This is a genomic window from Streptomyces sp. NPDC031554 (assembly GCF_055580685.1).
In genome coordinates, this window is record NZ_JBVIKX010000001.1 from 672,990 (window position 1) to 689,334 (window position 16,345).

Annotated in this window: 12 protein-coding genes and 1 pseudogene; 4 read left to right on the forward strand and 9 right to left on the reverse strand. The window is 74.4% G+C overall.

The features are described from left to right. Nucleotides 1-5: 5 nt before the first annotated feature. From ACZ5FU_RS02910 to ACZ5FU_RS02920, 3 genes are all read right to left on the reverse strand, one after another. Nucleotides 6-2,285, reverse strand: coding sequence for an ABC transporter family substrate-binding protein (locus ACZ5FU_RS02910; RefSeq protein WP_469044291.1), 2,280 nt, complete (start codon nucleotides 2,283-2,285; stop codon nucleotides 6-8). A gap of 397 nt (nucleotides 2,286-2,682) precedes the next feature. Next, nucleotides 2,683-3,621: a class I SAM-dependent methyltransferase gene (locus tag ACZ5FU_RS02915; protein WP_451525390.1), complete on the reverse strand. Its 939-nt coding sequence runs from the start codon at nucleotides 3,619-3,621 to the stop codon at nucleotides 2,683-2,685. 153 nt (nucleotides 3,622-3,774) lie between these two features. Then, nucleotides 3,775-4,995 (reverse strand): glycoside hydrolase family 18 protein, encoded by a 1,221-nt coding sequence (locus ACZ5FU_RS02920; RefSeq protein ID WP_469044293.1) that lies wholly within the window; start codon nucleotides 4,993-4,995, stop codon nucleotides 3,775-3,777. A gap of 90 nt (nucleotides 4,996-5,085) precedes the next feature. Here ACZ5FU_RS02920 and ACZ5FU_RS02925 point away from each other — a divergent pair, with 90 nt between their 5' ends. Then, on the forward strand, nucleotides 5,086-6,816 hold the full coding sequence (locus ACZ5FU_RS02925; RefSeq protein WP_469044294.1) for a hypothetical protein: 1,731 nt from the start codon (nucleotides 5,086-5,088) through the stop codon (nucleotides 6,814-6,816). Nucleotides 6,817-6,857: 41 nt separating this feature from the next. On the opposite strand, the gene ACZ5FU_RS02930 is transcribed toward ACZ5FU_RS02925, so the two are convergent. The 5 genes from ACZ5FU_RS02930 to ACZ5FU_RS02950 all read right to left on the reverse strand — a co-directional run bounded on the left by ACZ5FU_RS02930 (nucleotide 6,858) and on the right by ACZ5FU_RS02950 (nucleotide 13,480). Further along, nucleotides 6,858-9,500: a SpoIIE family protein phosphatase gene (locus tag ACZ5FU_RS02930; RefSeq protein ID WP_469044297.1), complete on the reverse strand. Its 2,643-nt coding sequence runs from the start codon at nucleotides 9,498-9,500 to the stop codon at nucleotides 6,858-6,860. Nucleotides 9,501-10,154: 654 nt separating this feature from the next. Beyond that, entirely contained in the window at nucleotides 10,155-10,595 is a 441-nt protein-coding gene (locus ACZ5FU_RS02935) for a (deoxy)nucleoside triphosphate pyrophosphohydrolase (RefSeq protein ID WP_469044299.1), read from the reverse strand. 128 nt (nucleotides 10,596-10,723) lie between these two features. Continuing rightward, a complete protein-coding gene (locus ACZ5FU_RS02940) occupies nucleotides 10,724-10,891 on the reverse strand; it encodes an SPOR domain-containing protein (RefSeq protein ID WP_451525385.1) in 168 nt (55 codons plus the stop codon). A 465-nt stretch (nucleotides 10,892-11,356) separates the two neighbouring features. Then, nucleotides 11,357-12,109 carry a GntR family transcriptional regulator gene (locus ACZ5FU_RS02945; protein WP_469044301.1) on the reverse strand — a complete coding sequence of 251 codons (753 nt, stop codon included), beginning with the start codon at nucleotides 12,107-12,109 and terminating at the stop codon, nucleotides 11,357-11,359. A 147-nt stretch (nucleotides 12,110-12,256) separates the two neighbouring features. Then, nucleotides 12,257-13,480 carry a DUF4190 domain-containing protein gene (locus ACZ5FU_RS02950; protein WP_469044303.1) on the reverse strand — a complete coding sequence of 408 codons (1,224 nt, stop codon included), beginning with the start codon at nucleotides 13,478-13,480 and terminating at the stop codon, nucleotides 12,257-12,259. A gap of 328 nt (nucleotides 13,481-13,808) precedes the next feature. Between ACZ5FU_RS02950 and ACZ5FU_RS02955 the strand changes: the two genes are divergently transcribed. Next, nucleotides 13,809-14,330: an AAA family ATPase gene (locus tag ACZ5FU_RS02955; RefSeq protein ID WP_451525382.1), complete on the forward strand. Its 522-nt coding sequence runs from the start codon at nucleotides 13,809-13,811 to the stop codon at nucleotides 14,328-14,330. A gap of 318 nt (nucleotides 14,331-14,648) precedes the next feature. On the opposite strand, the pseudogene ACZ5FU_RS02960 reads toward ACZ5FU_RS02955, so the two are convergent. Then, a pseudogene (locus ACZ5FU_RS02960) lies at nucleotides 14,649-15,188 on the reverse strand (DUF234 domain-containing protein); the annotation flags it as partial. A gap of 439 nt (nucleotides 15,189-15,627) precedes the next feature. Between ACZ5FU_RS02960 and ACZ5FU_RS02965 the strand changes: the two are divergent. Then, complete coding sequence (locus tag ACZ5FU_RS02965; RefSeq protein WP_451525381.1) at nucleotides 15,628-15,879, forward strand: hypothetical protein; 252 nt, start codon at nucleotides 15,628-15,630, stop codon at nucleotides 15,877-15,879. After that, complete coding sequence (locus ACZ5FU_RS02970; protein WP_451525380.1) at nucleotides 15,879-16,271, forward strand: DNA-binding protein; 393 nt, start codon at nucleotides 15,879-15,881, stop codon at nucleotides 16,269-16,271. Before ACZ5FU_RS02965 ends, ACZ5FU_RS02970 begins: the two co-directional genes overlap by 1 nt. Nucleotides 16,272-16,345 lie beyond the last annotated feature (74 nt).

The window sequence follows — 16,345 nt, forward strand, 5'->3', positions numbered from 1 at the left end:
CACGCTCACTTCCGCGAGGGACTCGTGGAGACCTTCGCGGGCACCTTCACACCCTTCCTCAGGAAGCCCATGTCCTCGTAGACGGGGGTCTGGAAGCCGAAGGAACCGGCGTTGACCACGGTCTTTCGTACGGCGGTGAGCTGGGGGCGCTGGTAGAGGGGAATCGATCCGGCGGCCGCCCAGATGCGGGAGTCCGCCTTGCGGATCAGGGAACGGCCCTCTTTCTCGTCCAGCGTCGAGACCGCTTGATCGAACAATTGATCGACCTGGTCGGTGCCCACCCTCGTGTAGTTCTGCTCGACGCTCAGCGACCCGTCGGCGCCGGGGACCGGCTTGGCGTAGATCGGGCGGGCGTCGGTGGCCGGGAAGGCGGAGGCGGGCCAGGAGTACAGGGCCAGGTCGTACTCGCCGGAGGCGATGTGGTCCTTGAAGTAGCTCTCGTCGGAGACCTTGGTGGTCTCGGTGCGGATGCCCACCTTCTCCAGCATCCGCGTGATCCGCCCGGCCACCAGGTGCAGGGACTCCGAGCCGGGGCCGGTCGGCAGCACGAACCGCAGGGTGAGCGCCTTGCCGTCCTTGGCGAGCGCCTTGCGCGCGGCACCGGCCGGGGCGGCGGTGCCCCGGGGGGCGTAGGCGCCGGGCACGCCCTGCCGGCTGGAGTACTGCTTGCCCTCCTGGGCGAGCTGTCCGCCGCGGTCCTCGTGGTCGCGGCCGTGTTCCGCGGGTGCCTTGCCGTCCTGGCCGACGATGTACGTGCCGTCGTCGCCCCCTTCGGACAGGTCGTCGTCCTCGGACTTGCCGTCGCGGTCGGACTTCCCGTCGCCCTCCGCCTTCTTGCCGTCCCCCGTCTTCTTCCCGCCCTCGGACTCCTCCTCGCCCTCGGACCCGGCGGCCTTCTCGCCCTTCTCCCCCTTGTCGCCCTTGTCCACCGGGCCGCCGGCCACCCAGCCGGCGTCCGCGAGCAGCGCCTGCGCCTCCTCGGTGTCCTGGCGGCCGAGCGCGCCGCTGCTGTCGGCGTACGCGGCCTGCCCGGCGAGCGACAGATGGCTGCCGACCGGTTCGGCGGGCAGGCCGAGCGGCTTCAGCACCGCCTTCGCCAGTTCCCCGCGGTCGAGCGCCCTGGCCACCGCCCGGCGCACCCGCTCGTCGGCGAGGGGCCCGTCGGCGCCGTTGAGGGCCAGCTGCGTGTAGGCGGGCTCCAGCGACCTGCGCACCTCGTAGCCGCGCAGCTGCTTCTGCCGCCCTTCCCGGGCGGCGGCGGCCGTGCGGGCCTGCCCGCCGGAGCCGTCCCCGTCGGAGCCGTCCTCGTCGGAGTCGTCCCCGTTGGAGTCGTCGGCGGCGGCCGAGGAGTGCGGTGGTCTCGACGCGGAGCGGCCGGCGCCGGGTCCCGTGGGCGGTCCGGCGGCGCCCGCCGCGCCGTCGACGGCGCGGGCGGCGGCCGGGTCGATCTCGGCCAGGTCGAGATCGCCGTCGGCGAGCCGGGCCTCCCGCTCCTTGCGCGGTACGGCGACCAGCTCGATCTCGGTGAGCTTGGCGGGCCGGCCCCACCAGCGCGGGTTGCGGGTGAGCCGGATCCGGTCGTTCTCGCGGTCGACCTGCTTCACGGCGAACGGCCCGGCGGTGACCTTCAGCTTGCGCCGTGCCCCGTCGTTGAAGGCGTCGGGGGTGCCCATGACGTCCTTGGGGTACAGCGGGGAGAACAACGACCGCCAGTCGGCGTAGGGGCGGGCGAAGGTGACCCTGACCTCCAGGTCGGAGGCGCCCCGCTCGATCTTCTCGATGCGGTCGTAGCCGGCGTTGCGGGCGGTCCAGTAGGCGCTGTCCTTGCCGGACAGGGCGCGCCACTGGGCGGCGAAGTCGGCGGCGCCGATCTCACGGCCGTCGCTCCAGACGGCCTGCTGGTCGAGCCGGTACAGGACGACCTGCTTGGGCTCGGTGTCGACGACCTCGGCGGACTCCAGGAAGTCCGGGTTCGGCCGGGGCCGTCCGGTCGCGTCGAGCCGGTACATCGACGGCAGGACGGCCTGGGCGACCCGGGTGGTGGTGGCGTCGGCGTCCGCCTGGAAGGTGTTGAAGGTCTCGGGTACGGCGTCCACGGCCCAGCGCAGGGTGCCGCCGTCGGCGATCAGGGCGCGGGCGGCGGGGGCGATGTCCTGGGGGGCCGGCGGCTTGCCGGCCTCGTCCTCGGAGGAGCAGCCGGCCAGCAGGGGCACCGCGAGCGCGCCCGCGGCGAGGAGGGCGACCGGGCGCATGACCGCGCGGGGTCCGAGGCCGTCGTGGGACATCTCTGCATACCTCCGGGAGCCGCGGGCCGGTGATCACTTCTGGCGGTATAGGGAGCTGATCACATCTATCCGGCCACTGAAGAGGAAAGGATTCGGCAGCGTTCGGAGACACGGCGGCGGCAGCCGGGAAGCCCACTCGTGCGGCGCAACACCCAGGGGCGCACGACCGGTGCCCCGCCATCGGCGGGGCGAGGGGTACGCGGCGGGAGGGGGCGGGGACGGGGGCGACCGCATGCCGGTGTGCGGCCGGGACGGGACGATCACCGTGACGGCGCCGGGGCGGCACCCCGGCGGTCGAGGCCGGCGGCCGACGGCCGGGTCCCGGCCGTCGGCCTTCGACTGTCGCGGAGGGGGGCGGGGACGTTCCGGCGCCCGTGCCGAGGTCCGCCCGCGGGCTTCAGACGGAGGCGCGCAGGTACCCCGAATGCGCCACGCCGCCGAGGAACGTGAACCGGGTCTCCCCGGCCATGTGCTGGTCGAACGCCTCCTTGATGCCCGGCCACTTGGGGTGTCCGAAGTCGTCCAGCACGACGACGCCGCCCGGCGCGACGATCCGCTCGGCCCACTCCAGGTCCGCCGCGACACCGGCGGCGGAGTGGTCGCCGTCGACGACGATCACGCCGTAGGAACGGTCGGAGACCAGGGCGCGCACCTCGGGGTCCTCGGAGAAGCCCTGCTGGATCCGGGCCGCGGCGCCGGCCGCGCCCGCCAGGGAGAGGTTGGTGCGCACGGCGGCCTCCCGCACGGGGGTGCCCGAGGCGTCGTCCGACATGGTGGCGCCGGGCTGCAGCTGCGTGCCGGCGAGCGGGTCGACGATCGTCAGGCGGGGGTCGCGGCCGGCGCGTTCCATCATGCGGATGAGGGCCGCGCCGAACATCCCGTACAGGGTGCCGATCTCCAGCATGTCGTCGTTCGGCGGATCGAGCAGCGGTACGGCGGACAGCTTGCCGACGATGTTCATCGTGCCGCCGGCGATGCGGCCCACGCCGAGCGCCTCCAGGGCGACGAGCAGCCGGAAGGCCTGGGCGGCGGCGCGCTCCGCCTCCTCCCGGTTCCCGGTCACCGCGGCCAGTTCGTCGACGAGCCGGTCCAGGTGGGTCGCGGACGGCATGCGCGCCATGCCGCGTCCGGTGCCGTCGAGGAGGAGTTCCAGGGGGCGCTGCCGGGCGCGGAGCGCCCGGAGCTCCTGCCGCACCGCGTCGAGGGAGGCGTCGGTGGTGGTGCGCCCGTCGTCGCGGACGGCACGGCGCACCTGGCGTTCGACGCGCTGGTCGATGAGTTCGGCCACCGGGCGCAGGGCTCGGCGGACGGCCTTACTGGTGAGGAGCGATCGCATCAGAGTGTGGCCCTTACGGGGACGGGGGCTGTGGACGCTAGGGCGCTCACAGCCCCCGCACAACCAACACCGGTGGCCCCGGAGACGAAGGACGCGTGACGTCCGCGCGACGCCCCGATGGCGCCGCAGGTGGCACGGCGGCCGGTGCCGGGGTCAGCGCACCCAGCCGTCGCGGTACGCCGTCCAGTCCGCCTCCTCGGCCGCGAAGTCCACGTACAACGCGACCCCGAAGTTCGCGCGGTCGGCGTCCGTGCGGGACAGGCCCAGGCGGGCGCCGCGGACACCGGCGGGGACGGTCTCCGCGTGGTTCCAGTGGCCGAACCGGTTCTCGTGGTAGAAGGGCAGGCCCATCAGCAGGTCGGTGGTGGGCGGGGTGATCTCCAGCGCGAGCGAGGTCTGCTGGGCGACGTAGCCGCCGTAGGTGCTCTCCAGCGGCTGCATGGTGTCGTACGACATGACGGCGATCTGGTCGACGCGGCGGGCCACCTCGCCGAAGAACTTCTGCGACCACCACTTGGGGTGGCCGGTGGTCGTGCCCCAGAAGGAGTGGAAGGCGGGCACCGGGTCGATCTGGTGGGCGGCGACGGACAGGGGCGCGTCCCGGGCGGCGGTGACGCGGTGCAGGGCGTCGAGGAGGGCCAGGTAGTTCCGGTCGCCGGAGTGCAGGGGCTCCAGGTCGAAGTGGACCCCGTCGAACCCGGTGGCGAGGATCTCGCGCGTGGACCGTACGACCGCCGCGCGGGTCGCCGCGCGCTCCAGCCGCATGCCGTGCGGGCTCTCGCTGGCGAGCACGTCACCGAGCCAGGCCTGGACCCGGACCTTCGGCATCTCCCGGTGGACGGCGGCGATGAACCAGCGGGCGTTCGGGTACGACGACCCGGGGAGCGTGCCGTCGTGCTCCAGGGGCCCGGAGTGGACGTACAGGTCGCGGATGCCGGTGTCCTTCAGCCGGGCGGCCAGGGCGGTGACGTCGGCGTCCTTCTTGCGGCCGTCCACCCAGGCGTGGCCGAGCCAGAGGGCGTCCTTGCCGCGGGTGTACGTGCCGTCGGCCGGATCGCCCAGGTAGTTGACGCGCAGGGCGGCGAGGGCGACGAGGACCGGGAGCACGACGAGGAGGAACGGGACGGCCAGCGCGATGCGCACCGTCCGGCGCCTCCGCCGGCGCCGGCGGAGGACCGCCGCATCGGGCTCGGTGGCCGGGTCGGTCCCGGCGGGCCCGTCCGCCCCGGCGGCCGAGCCGGGATCGGTGGCCGTGCCGGGATCGGTGGTCCCGTCCGCCCCGGTGGCCGTACCGGCGTCCGTGCCGGCCCCGGCGGCCGGCGTGGCCGTGTCGGGCGTGGTCTCCGCGTCCGTACCGGTCGAGTGGTCCGTCACCTGTTCCCCCTCCGTGTCGCCCGCCCCACGTGCCCCGTCCCGGGCGCATCCCGGTCGCGTGGCCGCAAGTGCGGCCATACGCTCCCGAATGTGACGTCGTCCAAGCTCCGGAACCGGCCGCGGCGGGCCGGTCCGCAGGTGTCCGCGCGGGTGCTGCACACGGTGCTGGGCGGAGCGACGGGCATCGTGTGGCTGGTGTTGCCGGGGATGACGACGCGGACGGACGTTCCGGTTGCGATCACCCGTCCCGCCGTGCCGGCCGTCTCCGCTCCGGCCGCCGCGCCCGCGGAGGACGAAACGTCCACCACCGACCTGGTCCTGCCGCTCGTCGCACTCGCCGCGGCCGGGGCCCTCGCGGGCTACGGCCACCTGCGCCGCGTCCGCCGCGCCCGCACCCGGACGACACCGGGCGGCGCCGCCCCCTCCCCGGGCGCGGGCACCGGCGTACCCGACGAACGGGTCCGCGCGGCCCTCGTCACGGCCGACGACCGCGTCCGTGCCGCCCGCGACGAACTCGGTTTCGCGCGCGAGCTGTTCGGCCCGCGGGCGGTGGCGTCCCACACCGCCGCCCTGCGGGAGGCCGAGACGGAACTGGCGGCGGCCTTCCGGATGCGGCAGCGCCACGACGACGGCGTGCCGCAGGACGCGGCGGCCCGGCGGCAGGCGCGGGCCGGGATCGTCGGGCGGTGCGCGGAGGCGGTGCGGCGGCTGGACGCGGCGGGCGACGGCTTCCGGCGGCTGCGGGGGCTGGAGGAGGGGGTGGGCGGGGCGCTGGGCGTGGCGGAGGCGCGCTTCCGGGAGCTGACCGGCCGGACGGCGACGGCGGAGGCGGTCCTCGACGACGTGCGGGCGGCGTACGCGGCCACGGCGAGCGCGTCCGTCGTCGGGTACGTCGAACAGGCCAAGGACCGGCTGGTGTTCGCCACCCTCCGGCTCAACCGGGCCCGTCAGGCGGACGACTCGGGCCGTCCGGCGGAGGCGGCCCGGCACCTGCGGGCCGCCGAGGGCGCCGTCGCCCAGGCAGCCGTCCTCGTCGGGGCGGTGGAACGGACGGCCGCCGAGCTGCGGGAGGCCGCGGATCTGGTCCCGGCCGCGCTGGCGGCCGCGGAGGCCCGCCTGGCCCCGCTGCGGGACACCGCCGGCCCCGGCGACGAGGCCTTCGCCCCCCTGCTGCACGCCGACGCGGTCCTGTCCTCCGTGCGCCGGGAACTGGCCTCGGGCCGTCCGCACGATCCCCTCGGCACGCTCCGCCGCATCACGACCGCCGTCTCGGGCCCGGCCCTCGCCGCCATGAGCCCGGCACCGGCCGCGGGACCGGCCCGCGGCCCCGTGGGCTCCCCGCCGGCCCCGGATCCGGCCGTCCCCCACGCGGCCTCGCCGACGGCTCCGGGCGGGACCGGCGCGCCCCCGCGGGCCCCGCACGCACCGCCGGCCCCGGAGGGGGCCGACGTGGCCGCGGCCGCCGGCCTGCTCGTCGCACGCGGTGCCACCGCCGCCGCCGACGACTTCGTCGCGACGCACCGGGGGGCGGTCGGCGCCACCGCCCGTACCCGCCTCGCGGAGGCCCGGCGCCTGCTGGCCGCCGGTGACGGCCCGGGGGCAGACGCCCTGGCCCTGGAGGCCCGCGCCCTGGCCGAACAGGACGTGCGGGTCCGGGGCACCCCGTACACCGCGCCGCCGTCCGCCCCCGACGCCGCCCTTCCGGTGCCCACGGCCGGCACGGCCGGTGCCGTCCTGGGCGGCATCCTCCCCGCCGACGACCCGGAGAACGCCGAGCCGGCGGGCTTCGCGGGCCGGCCCCCCGGGACACCGCCCGGGTAGGAGCGGGGCGGGGCGCCGGGACGGTCCGGCGGGGCCGCCCGTCAGAACAGGCTCAGCAATGCCTCCGCCGGGTCCACGAGCCCCGTCTCGCCGTCGGGGAGGGGGAGTTCGAACCAGACCGTCTTGCCGCGGGGGGTGCGGCGGGAGCCCCAGGCCGCGGAGAGCAGGCCGACGAGCTGGAGGCCCCGGCCGCCCTCGTCGGTGTCGCGGGCACGGCGGCGGCGCGGCTGGACGAGCCCCGCGTCCCACACCTCGCAGACCAGCGTGCGGTCCAGCAGCAGCCGCAGTCTGATCTCGCCCTCGCCGTACCGGAGCGCGTTGGTCACCAGTTCGCTGACGAGGAGTTCCGCGGTGTCGACCAGCGGTTCCATGTCCCAGCCGAGCAGCTGTCCGCGGGCGTACTCGCGGGCCCGGCCCACGCTGCGCGGCTCGCGCGGCAGGGACCAGTCGCCGACGGACTCGGCGGGCAGTCCCTGGACGCGGGCCATCAGCAGCGCGATGTCGTCCTCGCCGTGATGGGTGTCGAGGGTGTTGAGGACGTGGTCGCAGACGTCCTCCAGAGGGCTCGTGGGGTCCGTCAGGGCGCCCACGAAGGCCTGGAGTCCCTCGTCGAGGGGGTGGTCGCGGGATTCGACGAGTCCGTCCGTGTAGAGGGCGAGCAGCGCGCCCTCGGGGAGTTCGACCTCGACCTCCTCGAAGGGCTCCCCGCCGACGCCGAGCGGCATGCCGGGCGGCACGTCGAGCATCAGCGCGGCCTCGCCGGGTTCGACCAGCACGGGCGGCAGGTGGCCCGCGTTGGCGAAGGTGCACCGGCGCGTCACCGAGTCGTACACGGCGTACACGCAGGTCGCGAGGTACACCTCGGACAGGTCGGCCTCGCGGGGCCGGCGGGCGGCGCGGGTGGCCTGCTGGACGCCGCCGGGGGTGCCGAGGCCGCGCGCGATCTCGTCCAACGCGGAGAGCACCTCGGCCGGTTCCAGGTCGAGGAGGGCGAGGGTCCTCACGGCGGTGCGGAGTTCACCCATCGCGACCGCCGCCCGCAGCCCGCGCCCCATCACGTCCCCGACGACCAGCGCCGTGCGGTGGCCGGGGAGTTCGATGACGTCGAACCAGTCGCCGCCGACCTCGCCGGTGCGGCCCGAGGCGACGCTGCCGGGCAGGTAGCGGCAGGCGATGTCCAGGCCGGAGGCGACCGGGTCGCCCGGCGGCAGCAGCGACCGCTGGAGCATCAGCGCCCGCTCGTGCTCGCGCCGGTACAGCCGCGCGTTGTCGATGCAGACCGCCGCCCGCGCCGCCAGCTCCACCGCGAGGTCCCGGTCCCGGTCCCCGAAGGGCTCGCTGCCCTTGGTCCGCGAGAACTGCGCGAGGCCCACGACCGTGTCGTGCGCGACCATCGGAACGGCGAGGGTGGACTGCACGAGGCCGCCCTCCTCGCCGGGAACGGTCACCGGGCGGGCGGTGCGCAGGGCGTCCGCGCCGGGCGAGTTGAACGGGAAGTGGTGGACCGCGCCGACCGCGACGGCCGCGCCGCCGCCGGGGAACGGCGCGTCGGACACGGCGGACGAGAAGGCCACGCGGCGCAGTTCGGCGCTGCCGTCGGCGAGGCCGGGCGGGGTCTCGTCGCCGGCGAGGAGCCCCTGGTAGAGGTCGACGGTGGCCAGGTCGCAGAACCCGGGCACGACGACGTCGAGGAGTTCGCGCGCGGTCGTCTCGAGGTCGAGGGAGTTCCCTATGCGGGCCCCCGCCTCGTTCAGCAGGGCGAGGTTGCGCCGTGCGGCGGCGGCCTCGCGGGCGGCCGCGCGGCGGGCGGTGATGTCGACGCCGAGCCAGGCGATGCCGATCGGCCGGCCGGAACCGCTGTGCACGCGGTACAGGTTGATGGACCAGTGCCGGCGTTCCTCGGAGTCCGGCACGAAACCCGTGACGTGCATGTCCGTGATGGAGTCGCCGGTCTCCAGCACCCGGCGCAGCACCGCGCTGACCCGCTCGGCCTCGGGCCTCGGCAGGTAGTCCTGGACGCCCTTGCCGCGGTGGTCGTCGGGGGTGCCGCCGAAGATGGACGCGAACCGTTCGTTGGCCCGGCGGACCCGCAGGTCGGGGTCGATCAGCAGGAAGCCGAACGGGGATTGGCCGAATATGGCCTGTGAGGCGGCCAGGTCGGTCTCGATGCTGCGCAGGGTGCGTACGTCGACGACGATGCAGACGGCGGCCTTCTCGCCCTCCTGGGTGCGCGTCGGCATGACGTACACCTCGGCGAGGCCCTGCTCGCGGCGCGCGCCGTCCCCGTCCGCGGGCAGCCGGAAGGGGACGACGCCGGTCCACTCGCGGCCGTCGAGGATCTCGGCCATCTTGCGCTGGCCGCGCTCGCGCTGACCGGCGTCGACGAACGCGTCGATCGGGTCCATGCCGACGGCCCGGTCGGCGGGGATGCCGAAGATCTGCTCGGCGCGCAGACTCCACTGGTCGACGAGTCCGTCGGGGCCGATCGAGAAGGAGGCGACCCTGATGTAGTCGTAGATGGAGCCGGGCGGACTGCTCTGCCACAGCGCGTCACCGGCCGGCGTCTCGGCCCCGCCGGCGGCAGGGGTGCGTCCGGCGTCGCCCGCGAGCGCACCCGCGGTCTCCGCCCTCGCGCCGCCCGACGGGTCCTCGGACTCCGTGGCCTTCGCTGGTATCTCGCTCACGCGAACCGTCCCCTCCAGCTCACCGCGCCCGGCACCGGTCACCGGTTGCGGCTGCCCGCAGTATCCAGCACTACGGCGCCGCACGACACGGTGTTCACGATCACAGCACGGTCCAGGCTTTTTTCGGACCGTCCCGCGACAACACTTCCAGTCTTCTAACCAGCGGACACGTCGTCGAACCACCCCGGACGGCACGGTTCGCCGGACTGGTGTCCGGGCCGCCGCCGGCGGGACCGCGAAAGCGCCGGTTCCCGGCCGGTGTCCGGCCCCGCCCGCGGCCTCCTGAGCCGCGCCGCGGACGCGTGCCGTCAGGCGGGGACCGCCGGTTCGCGCCACACCGTCCCGCCGGTGCCGCCGGGCCTGCTCCTAGGGCGGCGCGCGGCGGAGGCGGCCGAGGCGGCCCTGCGCGGTCCGCGGCCGCTCCCGTCCCCGGGCCCGGGGCGGGCGGCACGCTCGCGGGGCGTCTCGGGGACCGGGGCGAAGAGCTCCCCGAGGCGCACCCCGGGAGACCGGCGGGACGGCGACCTCACCGAGGCCGTGGAGGCCATGGACGCCGTCGAGGCCGTGGAGGCCCCGCGGGAAGCGGCCCCGCGGTGACGGGGGTGAGAACGGTGGCAGGGGGTGGCCGGGGGGAGTGACGACGGGTGGCGGTGATCAGCGGGCGTCGGCCGCCGCCCCCGGCGGCTCCCCGGGTCCGTCGCGCAGCCGCGCGGCCACCTCCCGCACCGCCGGGACGTCCTGGTCGAGCCAGTCGACGTCCCAGATCTCCTCCGGCGTCAGCCAGCGCAGGCCGTCGTGGTCCTGGAGGGGGGTGGGGGCGGCGGAGGCGGGCTCCAGACGGGCGGTCCACACCTGCAGGGCGTAGGGCGGCCTCAGCGGCCACTCCCCCGGGACGCGCTCCAGCGTCCTGGCGTCGACGCCGAGTTCCTCGCGCAGTTCGCGGACGAGGGCCTCCTCGGGCCGCTCGCCCGGCTCCACCTTGCCGCCGGGCAGTTCCCAGCGTCCGGCGAGTTCGGGGGGCGCGCTGCGGCGTGCGGCGAGCAGGCGGCCGCCGTCGAGGAGGGCGGCTCCGACCACCACGATCCGTTCCGTCATGCGCGGGAGCCTACGGGAGCGGCCTGGCGCGAATTCCGCGCGCCGTGCGCCGTGCGTCTTACGCCGTACGCCGTCGCCGCGTCGGGCGATACGTCGGGCGAGGTGTCGAGCGACGTATCGGGCGACGCTCAGGCGACGCGTTCGACCCAGTAGAGCTGTTTGTGGCCGCGGCTGTCGAGGCTGTCCGCGATCTTCTGGGCCTCGGCACGGGTCGCGTACCGGCCGACGCGGTAGCGATTGCCGTTGTCGTCCTGGCGTATGACGAGCCAGGGCAAGGAGACCGTGCTCTCGTTCATCGCGCCCCACGCCCCCTTCTCGCCCCGGCCGGGCCGGATCCCGTCCGTGGCGCGACCCGTGTCGCGCCCTGTGAGGAAACCGCAATCCGCATATGCCCGAGCGTACGCCCAACCTTTACGGAGCGAATACGGCTTTTCACAAACAGGTACGCAACCAGCCAACCCGCAGGGGGCGCACGGGACTGAACGCGCCGTCCGCGCGGAGCGATGTCTCCGGTCGGCGCACCACCAGACACCCGGCGGTCGACCTGCGAGAACGTGCGAGAAAGACCGGATTCCGACGGCTCGCGGACGGCCGCGCGGCAGGCCGTTTCCGGGGGCAACTGCCAGGGGGGTGTGCGCTGTCACCATGAGGGTGTGCGCCACCTCACCCGGCGTCCGGGCAGCGCCGCCCCCGCACCGCGGCGGGACGGCCGGGCACCGTGGCGGGACGGCGGCCCCGTTCCTTCCCGCCGGGGCGGGTGGTCATCTCACCGGCAGGTGGTAGGAGACCCGGTAGCGGTCGGCGGGGATGACCACGTCCGCCGTCTCCACCGGGCGGCCGGAGGCGTAGTAGGTGCGCTGGACGACCAGGACGACGTGCCCCGGTACGCCGCCCAGGGTGAGGAGCTCCTCCGCGAGGCCGGGGCGGGCGCCGACGTCCTCGGTGACGTTGTCCACGACGACGTCGATGGCGCGCATGCGCTCGACCACGCCCATGCCGCCGAGGGGGCCCTCCTCGGGCAGCATGACGGGCGTGCGGCCGGTGACCGCGAGGGGCTCCCAGGAGGTGGAGAGCATCATCGCCTCGCCGGCCTCCCGGAAGACGTACTTGGTGCGCATCACGCGGTCGCCGGGCTTGATGCCCAGCCGCTCCGCCACGGCCCGGCCGGCCTCCACCTGCTCGCTGCCGGACTCCCAGGTGCCGCGCGCCCCCGCCTGCGCCTGCTCCTGCCGGAACGGGGTCGCCCCGGACTCCGGGCGGTACCCGGAGCGGGCGATCCGGCGCGGCACCGGCCGCTCGCGCACGTACGTCCCCGACCCGGACCGGCCCTCGACCAGCCCCTCCGCCATCAGCACCTTGCGCGCCTCCAGCGCGACGGTGTCGGAGACGCCGTACTCCTCGCGGATGCGGGCCTGGGACGGGAGGCGGGTGTGCGGTGGCAGCGAGCCGTCGACGATCTGCTTGCGGAGATCGCCCGCGACCCGCAGGTACGCAGGCTGCTCACCGAATGTCACTGGCCGCTCCCATCAGGTTGTACAGACAGCAACAGCGTGGCAACCATCAGTTGTCCTGTGCAAGCAAAGGCCAGGGAATCACTCGATGTGATGACTTATGCCGGGGGAGGGCTTCACGCAGGCAGTTTCTCCCCGCTATGGACGCGATCACACGTCCAGGCCGTCGTCACTTCCCCCGGCGCTCCCGTCCCCGCCGTCCTCGTCGTACACGGGAGGGCTGGTGGCCAGACCCAGAGCCTTGCGGGCGGTGACGGTGGCGGCGCCGTCGACGTACTCGTAGGCGGTGTCGTAGTGCTCGTAGAAGGTGTCCGCGTCCGCGGCGGTCGACGCCGCCTTCCACTCCTCGCCCGCCTCGCCCATCTCCTCGACCAGGGCGGCGACGGGCCCGCGGGCCTCGGCCTGCCAGGTGTGCCCGTCCAGCGCCCCGGACTGCCGGCCGGTCGTGACCGCGACCTCGCCGGCCCAGGCCTTGTTGGCGTCCAGGTCCTCCTCGGCGTATTCCTCGGGCTCCTCGTAGAGCGCGTCGTCCAGGGCGTTGACCGCCCCGAGGAAGACCAGTTGGTCGGCGGTCAGCGTCGTGCCGTCGGAGCGCAGCGAGCCGGTCAGCGCGGACCGCCCGTCGGTGTGGGCGAAGACGCAGACGATCTGGCGGTCGCCCCACTTCCAGCTCTCCCGGGTGGGCGTGAGGTGGTAGACGTCGATCTCCTCGGTCAGCGTCCAGGTGTCCATCGCGTACTCGGCCTCGAGGGGGTGGCACCCGTCCTCGGCCTCGGCCGCCACGAAGTCGTCGCCCGGGTAACTCCCGCCGTCCAGGGGGACGGTGCCGAACACCTCGCCCTCGTGCTCGCCGGCGCAGTCCACCGTGTCGACGTCGTAGACGTCCTCGCCGATGGAGTCGCCCGGCACGTCGAAGCAGTCGCCCTTGACCAGGGAGAGGCTGGAGTCGCCCCGCGCGCCCTCCTTGAAACCCTCCCAGAACGAGGAGGCGCCCCCCGTGGCGAGCGCCAGCACCCACAGCGCGAGCCCGAGCGAGGACAGCACGGCCCCGCCGATCGCCATGCCCGAGCCGCGCTCCCCGCGCTTCTTGATCTGCACCAGCGCGATGATCCCGAGCACCAGGCCGACGGCCGGCAGGAAGCACAGCACACCGAGGACGAGCGCGGCGATCGCGATCCCGTTGACCGGCGCGGGCCGGTTGAGGGGCAGGTACCCCTGCCCCCAGACCGCGTACGGCGCCCCCGCGTACGGCCCCTGGGGGGCCTGCGGGCCGTACGGCTGCTGCGGCGGCGGATACGGTCCCGGTCCCTGCGGCTGCGGGGGCCCGTACGGGTCCTGAGGCTGCTGGGGCCCGGGGGGCGGGGGTATGGACACGAGTGGCGTGCTCCTGGATCGGACGGGTCGGGCGGGGCGCGCCGCACGGGCCGCACACGGCGGTGCGGGACTGACGTACGACTGCGCGCATGGTAAGCGCGATGCGAGCCGGGACGTCACGGGGGTCGCGAACGTGACGATCCGGGCGGCGGGGACGCCCACCGGAGGCCGTCGCCCTCACCACGACGATCACCTGCCGTACGAGCCCCTGCTCCCGAGCGTTCCCGTGTGGCGAGGCGGGTGAGGGCGTCCCGGCGTCGACGTGAACGGCGAGGCCGGCCGGGCGGCGTGGCCGAGCCCTCGTCGCGGGGCGCTACCGTTGGGTCCCGTGATCGTATGGCTCAACGGGACCCACGGCGTGGGCAAGACGACGACCAGTGCCCTCGTGCAGCGATCGATCCCGAATTCACGCGTGTTCGACGCCGAGAAAGTCGGCGAGACACTCATGGACATCACGCCGGCACTGCCCGAGACGGACAACTTCCAGCACTGGCCTCCGTGGCGGCCGCTCGTCGTCGAGACCGCCCGCCGTGTTCTCGACTACACCGGCGGCACCCTGGTGGTGCCCATGACCGTCCTCGTCGAGCAGTACTGGCGCGAGATCAGCACCGGCCTCGCCCGACACGGCGTTCCGGTACGGCACTTCGTTCTCCACGCCGACCAGGACACCCTCCGCGGACGCATCGAGGGGGACACGGTCCTCGGCCCCTCCCCGTTCCGCCTCCGGTACCTCGAGCCCTACGCCGAGGCAGCCCGCACGTGGCTGCACGCCGAGGCCGAGGTCGTCGACACCACGCACCTCACGCCCGCCCGGGCCGCCCTGCAGATCGCGGAGGCCGTCAGGGGCTGAGGTCCGCCCGCCGCGCGAAAGCAGCCGCAGGGGGCGACGGAAGCGGAACCCGTTCCTTGCGGGCTTCACCCGCGGTGATCGACATGACCCGGCCTCTCCCTCGAGTGGTACCCGATGACGTGCCGCTCCCGGTGCCGTTCGGGGGAGAACGACTGACGGGCGATCGGCTGTCCCGGCATCGGTCCGGCGGGGGTGAGGCCGGGATCACCAACGCCGCACAACGGTCCGGGCTGCGGGCCGAGGCCTGGTGGACCTCTCCGCGACGTCCGCGACCTGATCGCGCTCACCGATTCCCGTACCCGGCCTGCCGTCCGCCCCTCACAGCGGCCAGGCGGTCAGCAGGTCGTCGGGGCCGTAGGCGGCGTCGAGCCCCGGACGGTCGACTCCGCCGCGCGAGACCGCCACGACGGGAACGGGTTCGTCGGTGAGGGCGGCTCGGTGGCGGTGGAGAGCCGCCAGGTCGTGCCGGTCGAAGGGCGACCGCTCCAGCCACTTGACCGAGCCGACGAAGAACAGCCGCCCGGCGACGGGGGCGCGGTCCGCCCCCACGATGTCGATCTCGACGTCGTTGGGGCGGGTCCAGTAGCCGCCCACCGCGAGGGCCGCGGGCAGCCGGTCGTCGGGCAGCATCCGTGCCAGGGCCTCGCGGACGACCGGTTCGACAGCCCGGCCACGCCGGCTGGTCCAGCTCTCCCGGATGCGCGCCAGGGCCGTGTCACCCCGTCCTCGTTCGATCTCCTCCATGGACGGGCCGAGCAGGTGCAGCCAGAACCGCAGGTAGGGGTCGGCCACCCGATAGCGGCGGTCCTTGGACGGACGCGGCGACACGGGCAGCTCCGCAGCGACGAGCCGCTTGTTTCTCGACACGTACCGCAGGGTGCGCGCCCCGGCACGGGCGTTCCCCACCATCCCGTCCCGGCACGGGAAAGACCAAGGGCCCGACCCCGAGGAGCCGGACCCCCTTCTCCTCACCGGAGGAGCCACAGCCGCTCACCCCTGCGAGCGCCGGCGCCAGGAGAGATGCGCACCGGCGGAAAAGATGCGGCGCATCGGATCACCTCGCGGAGCGGATCGCACTCACTTCAGCGTGCGTCGCCCGACTCGGCGACGCCTGCGAACCCTGGTGACTCCTCCGGCCCTGAAGGGATGGCTTCTCGCTGAGCGGGTTGGACTTCGCCACGGACCAGCCCGGCCCGTGGAACGTCGATCCCCATCCCCCCGCCGACGCCACTGCGTCCAATCTGTCCATGGGCCGTTCGCCTCACGAAGCCTTACCACCACTGGTAGGATCGGCGTCATGAGCGGTAGCAGGAAGTACTCGATCAGCCTGCCCGAGGACCTCGCCGAGGCCGTACGCACCCACGTCGGCCCGGGCGGCTTCTCCGCCTACGTCGCCGAGGCCCTCGAACAGAGAGTCGCCATGGACAAGCTGCGGGAGATCGTCGCCGACTTCGAGACCGACAACGAAGCTCTCACTCGCGAGGAGGTCGAGGCCGCCCGGGCACTGCTGCGCCACGACCACCGACAGGCCGGCGGGGCCGCCGCCTGATGCCCGGCACCCTCCTGCTCGACAGCGAAGGCCTCTCGAAGCTCTACCGCAAGGACCGTACCGTCGTGGCTCTGGTACAAGCGGCGTCGGAAGAGGGCATCCGCGTCGCCACCAGTGCCATGACCACTCTTGAGGCCGACTACGAGCGCATCCACCCGGCCCGCGTCAAGTGGATCCTCTCCCGCGTCGACGTTCACGACGTCACCAAGGAGATCACCGACCAGGCCGCCGCGCTTCTGCGCACCCATCACCTCCACGGCCACAAGTACGCCATCGATGCCGCCTTCGCCGTCATCGCCCGCAACGCATCTCGGCCGGTCACGGTCCTCACGTCCGACCCCGAGGATCTGACACTCCTGTGCGGCCCCTCCGTGGAGGTCGTCAAGGTCTGAGGCGACCTGACGCCGACCGGACCTGCCGCTGCCCCGCATCGCGGGGCAAAGACTCCACACGCGCAGACGCCTGC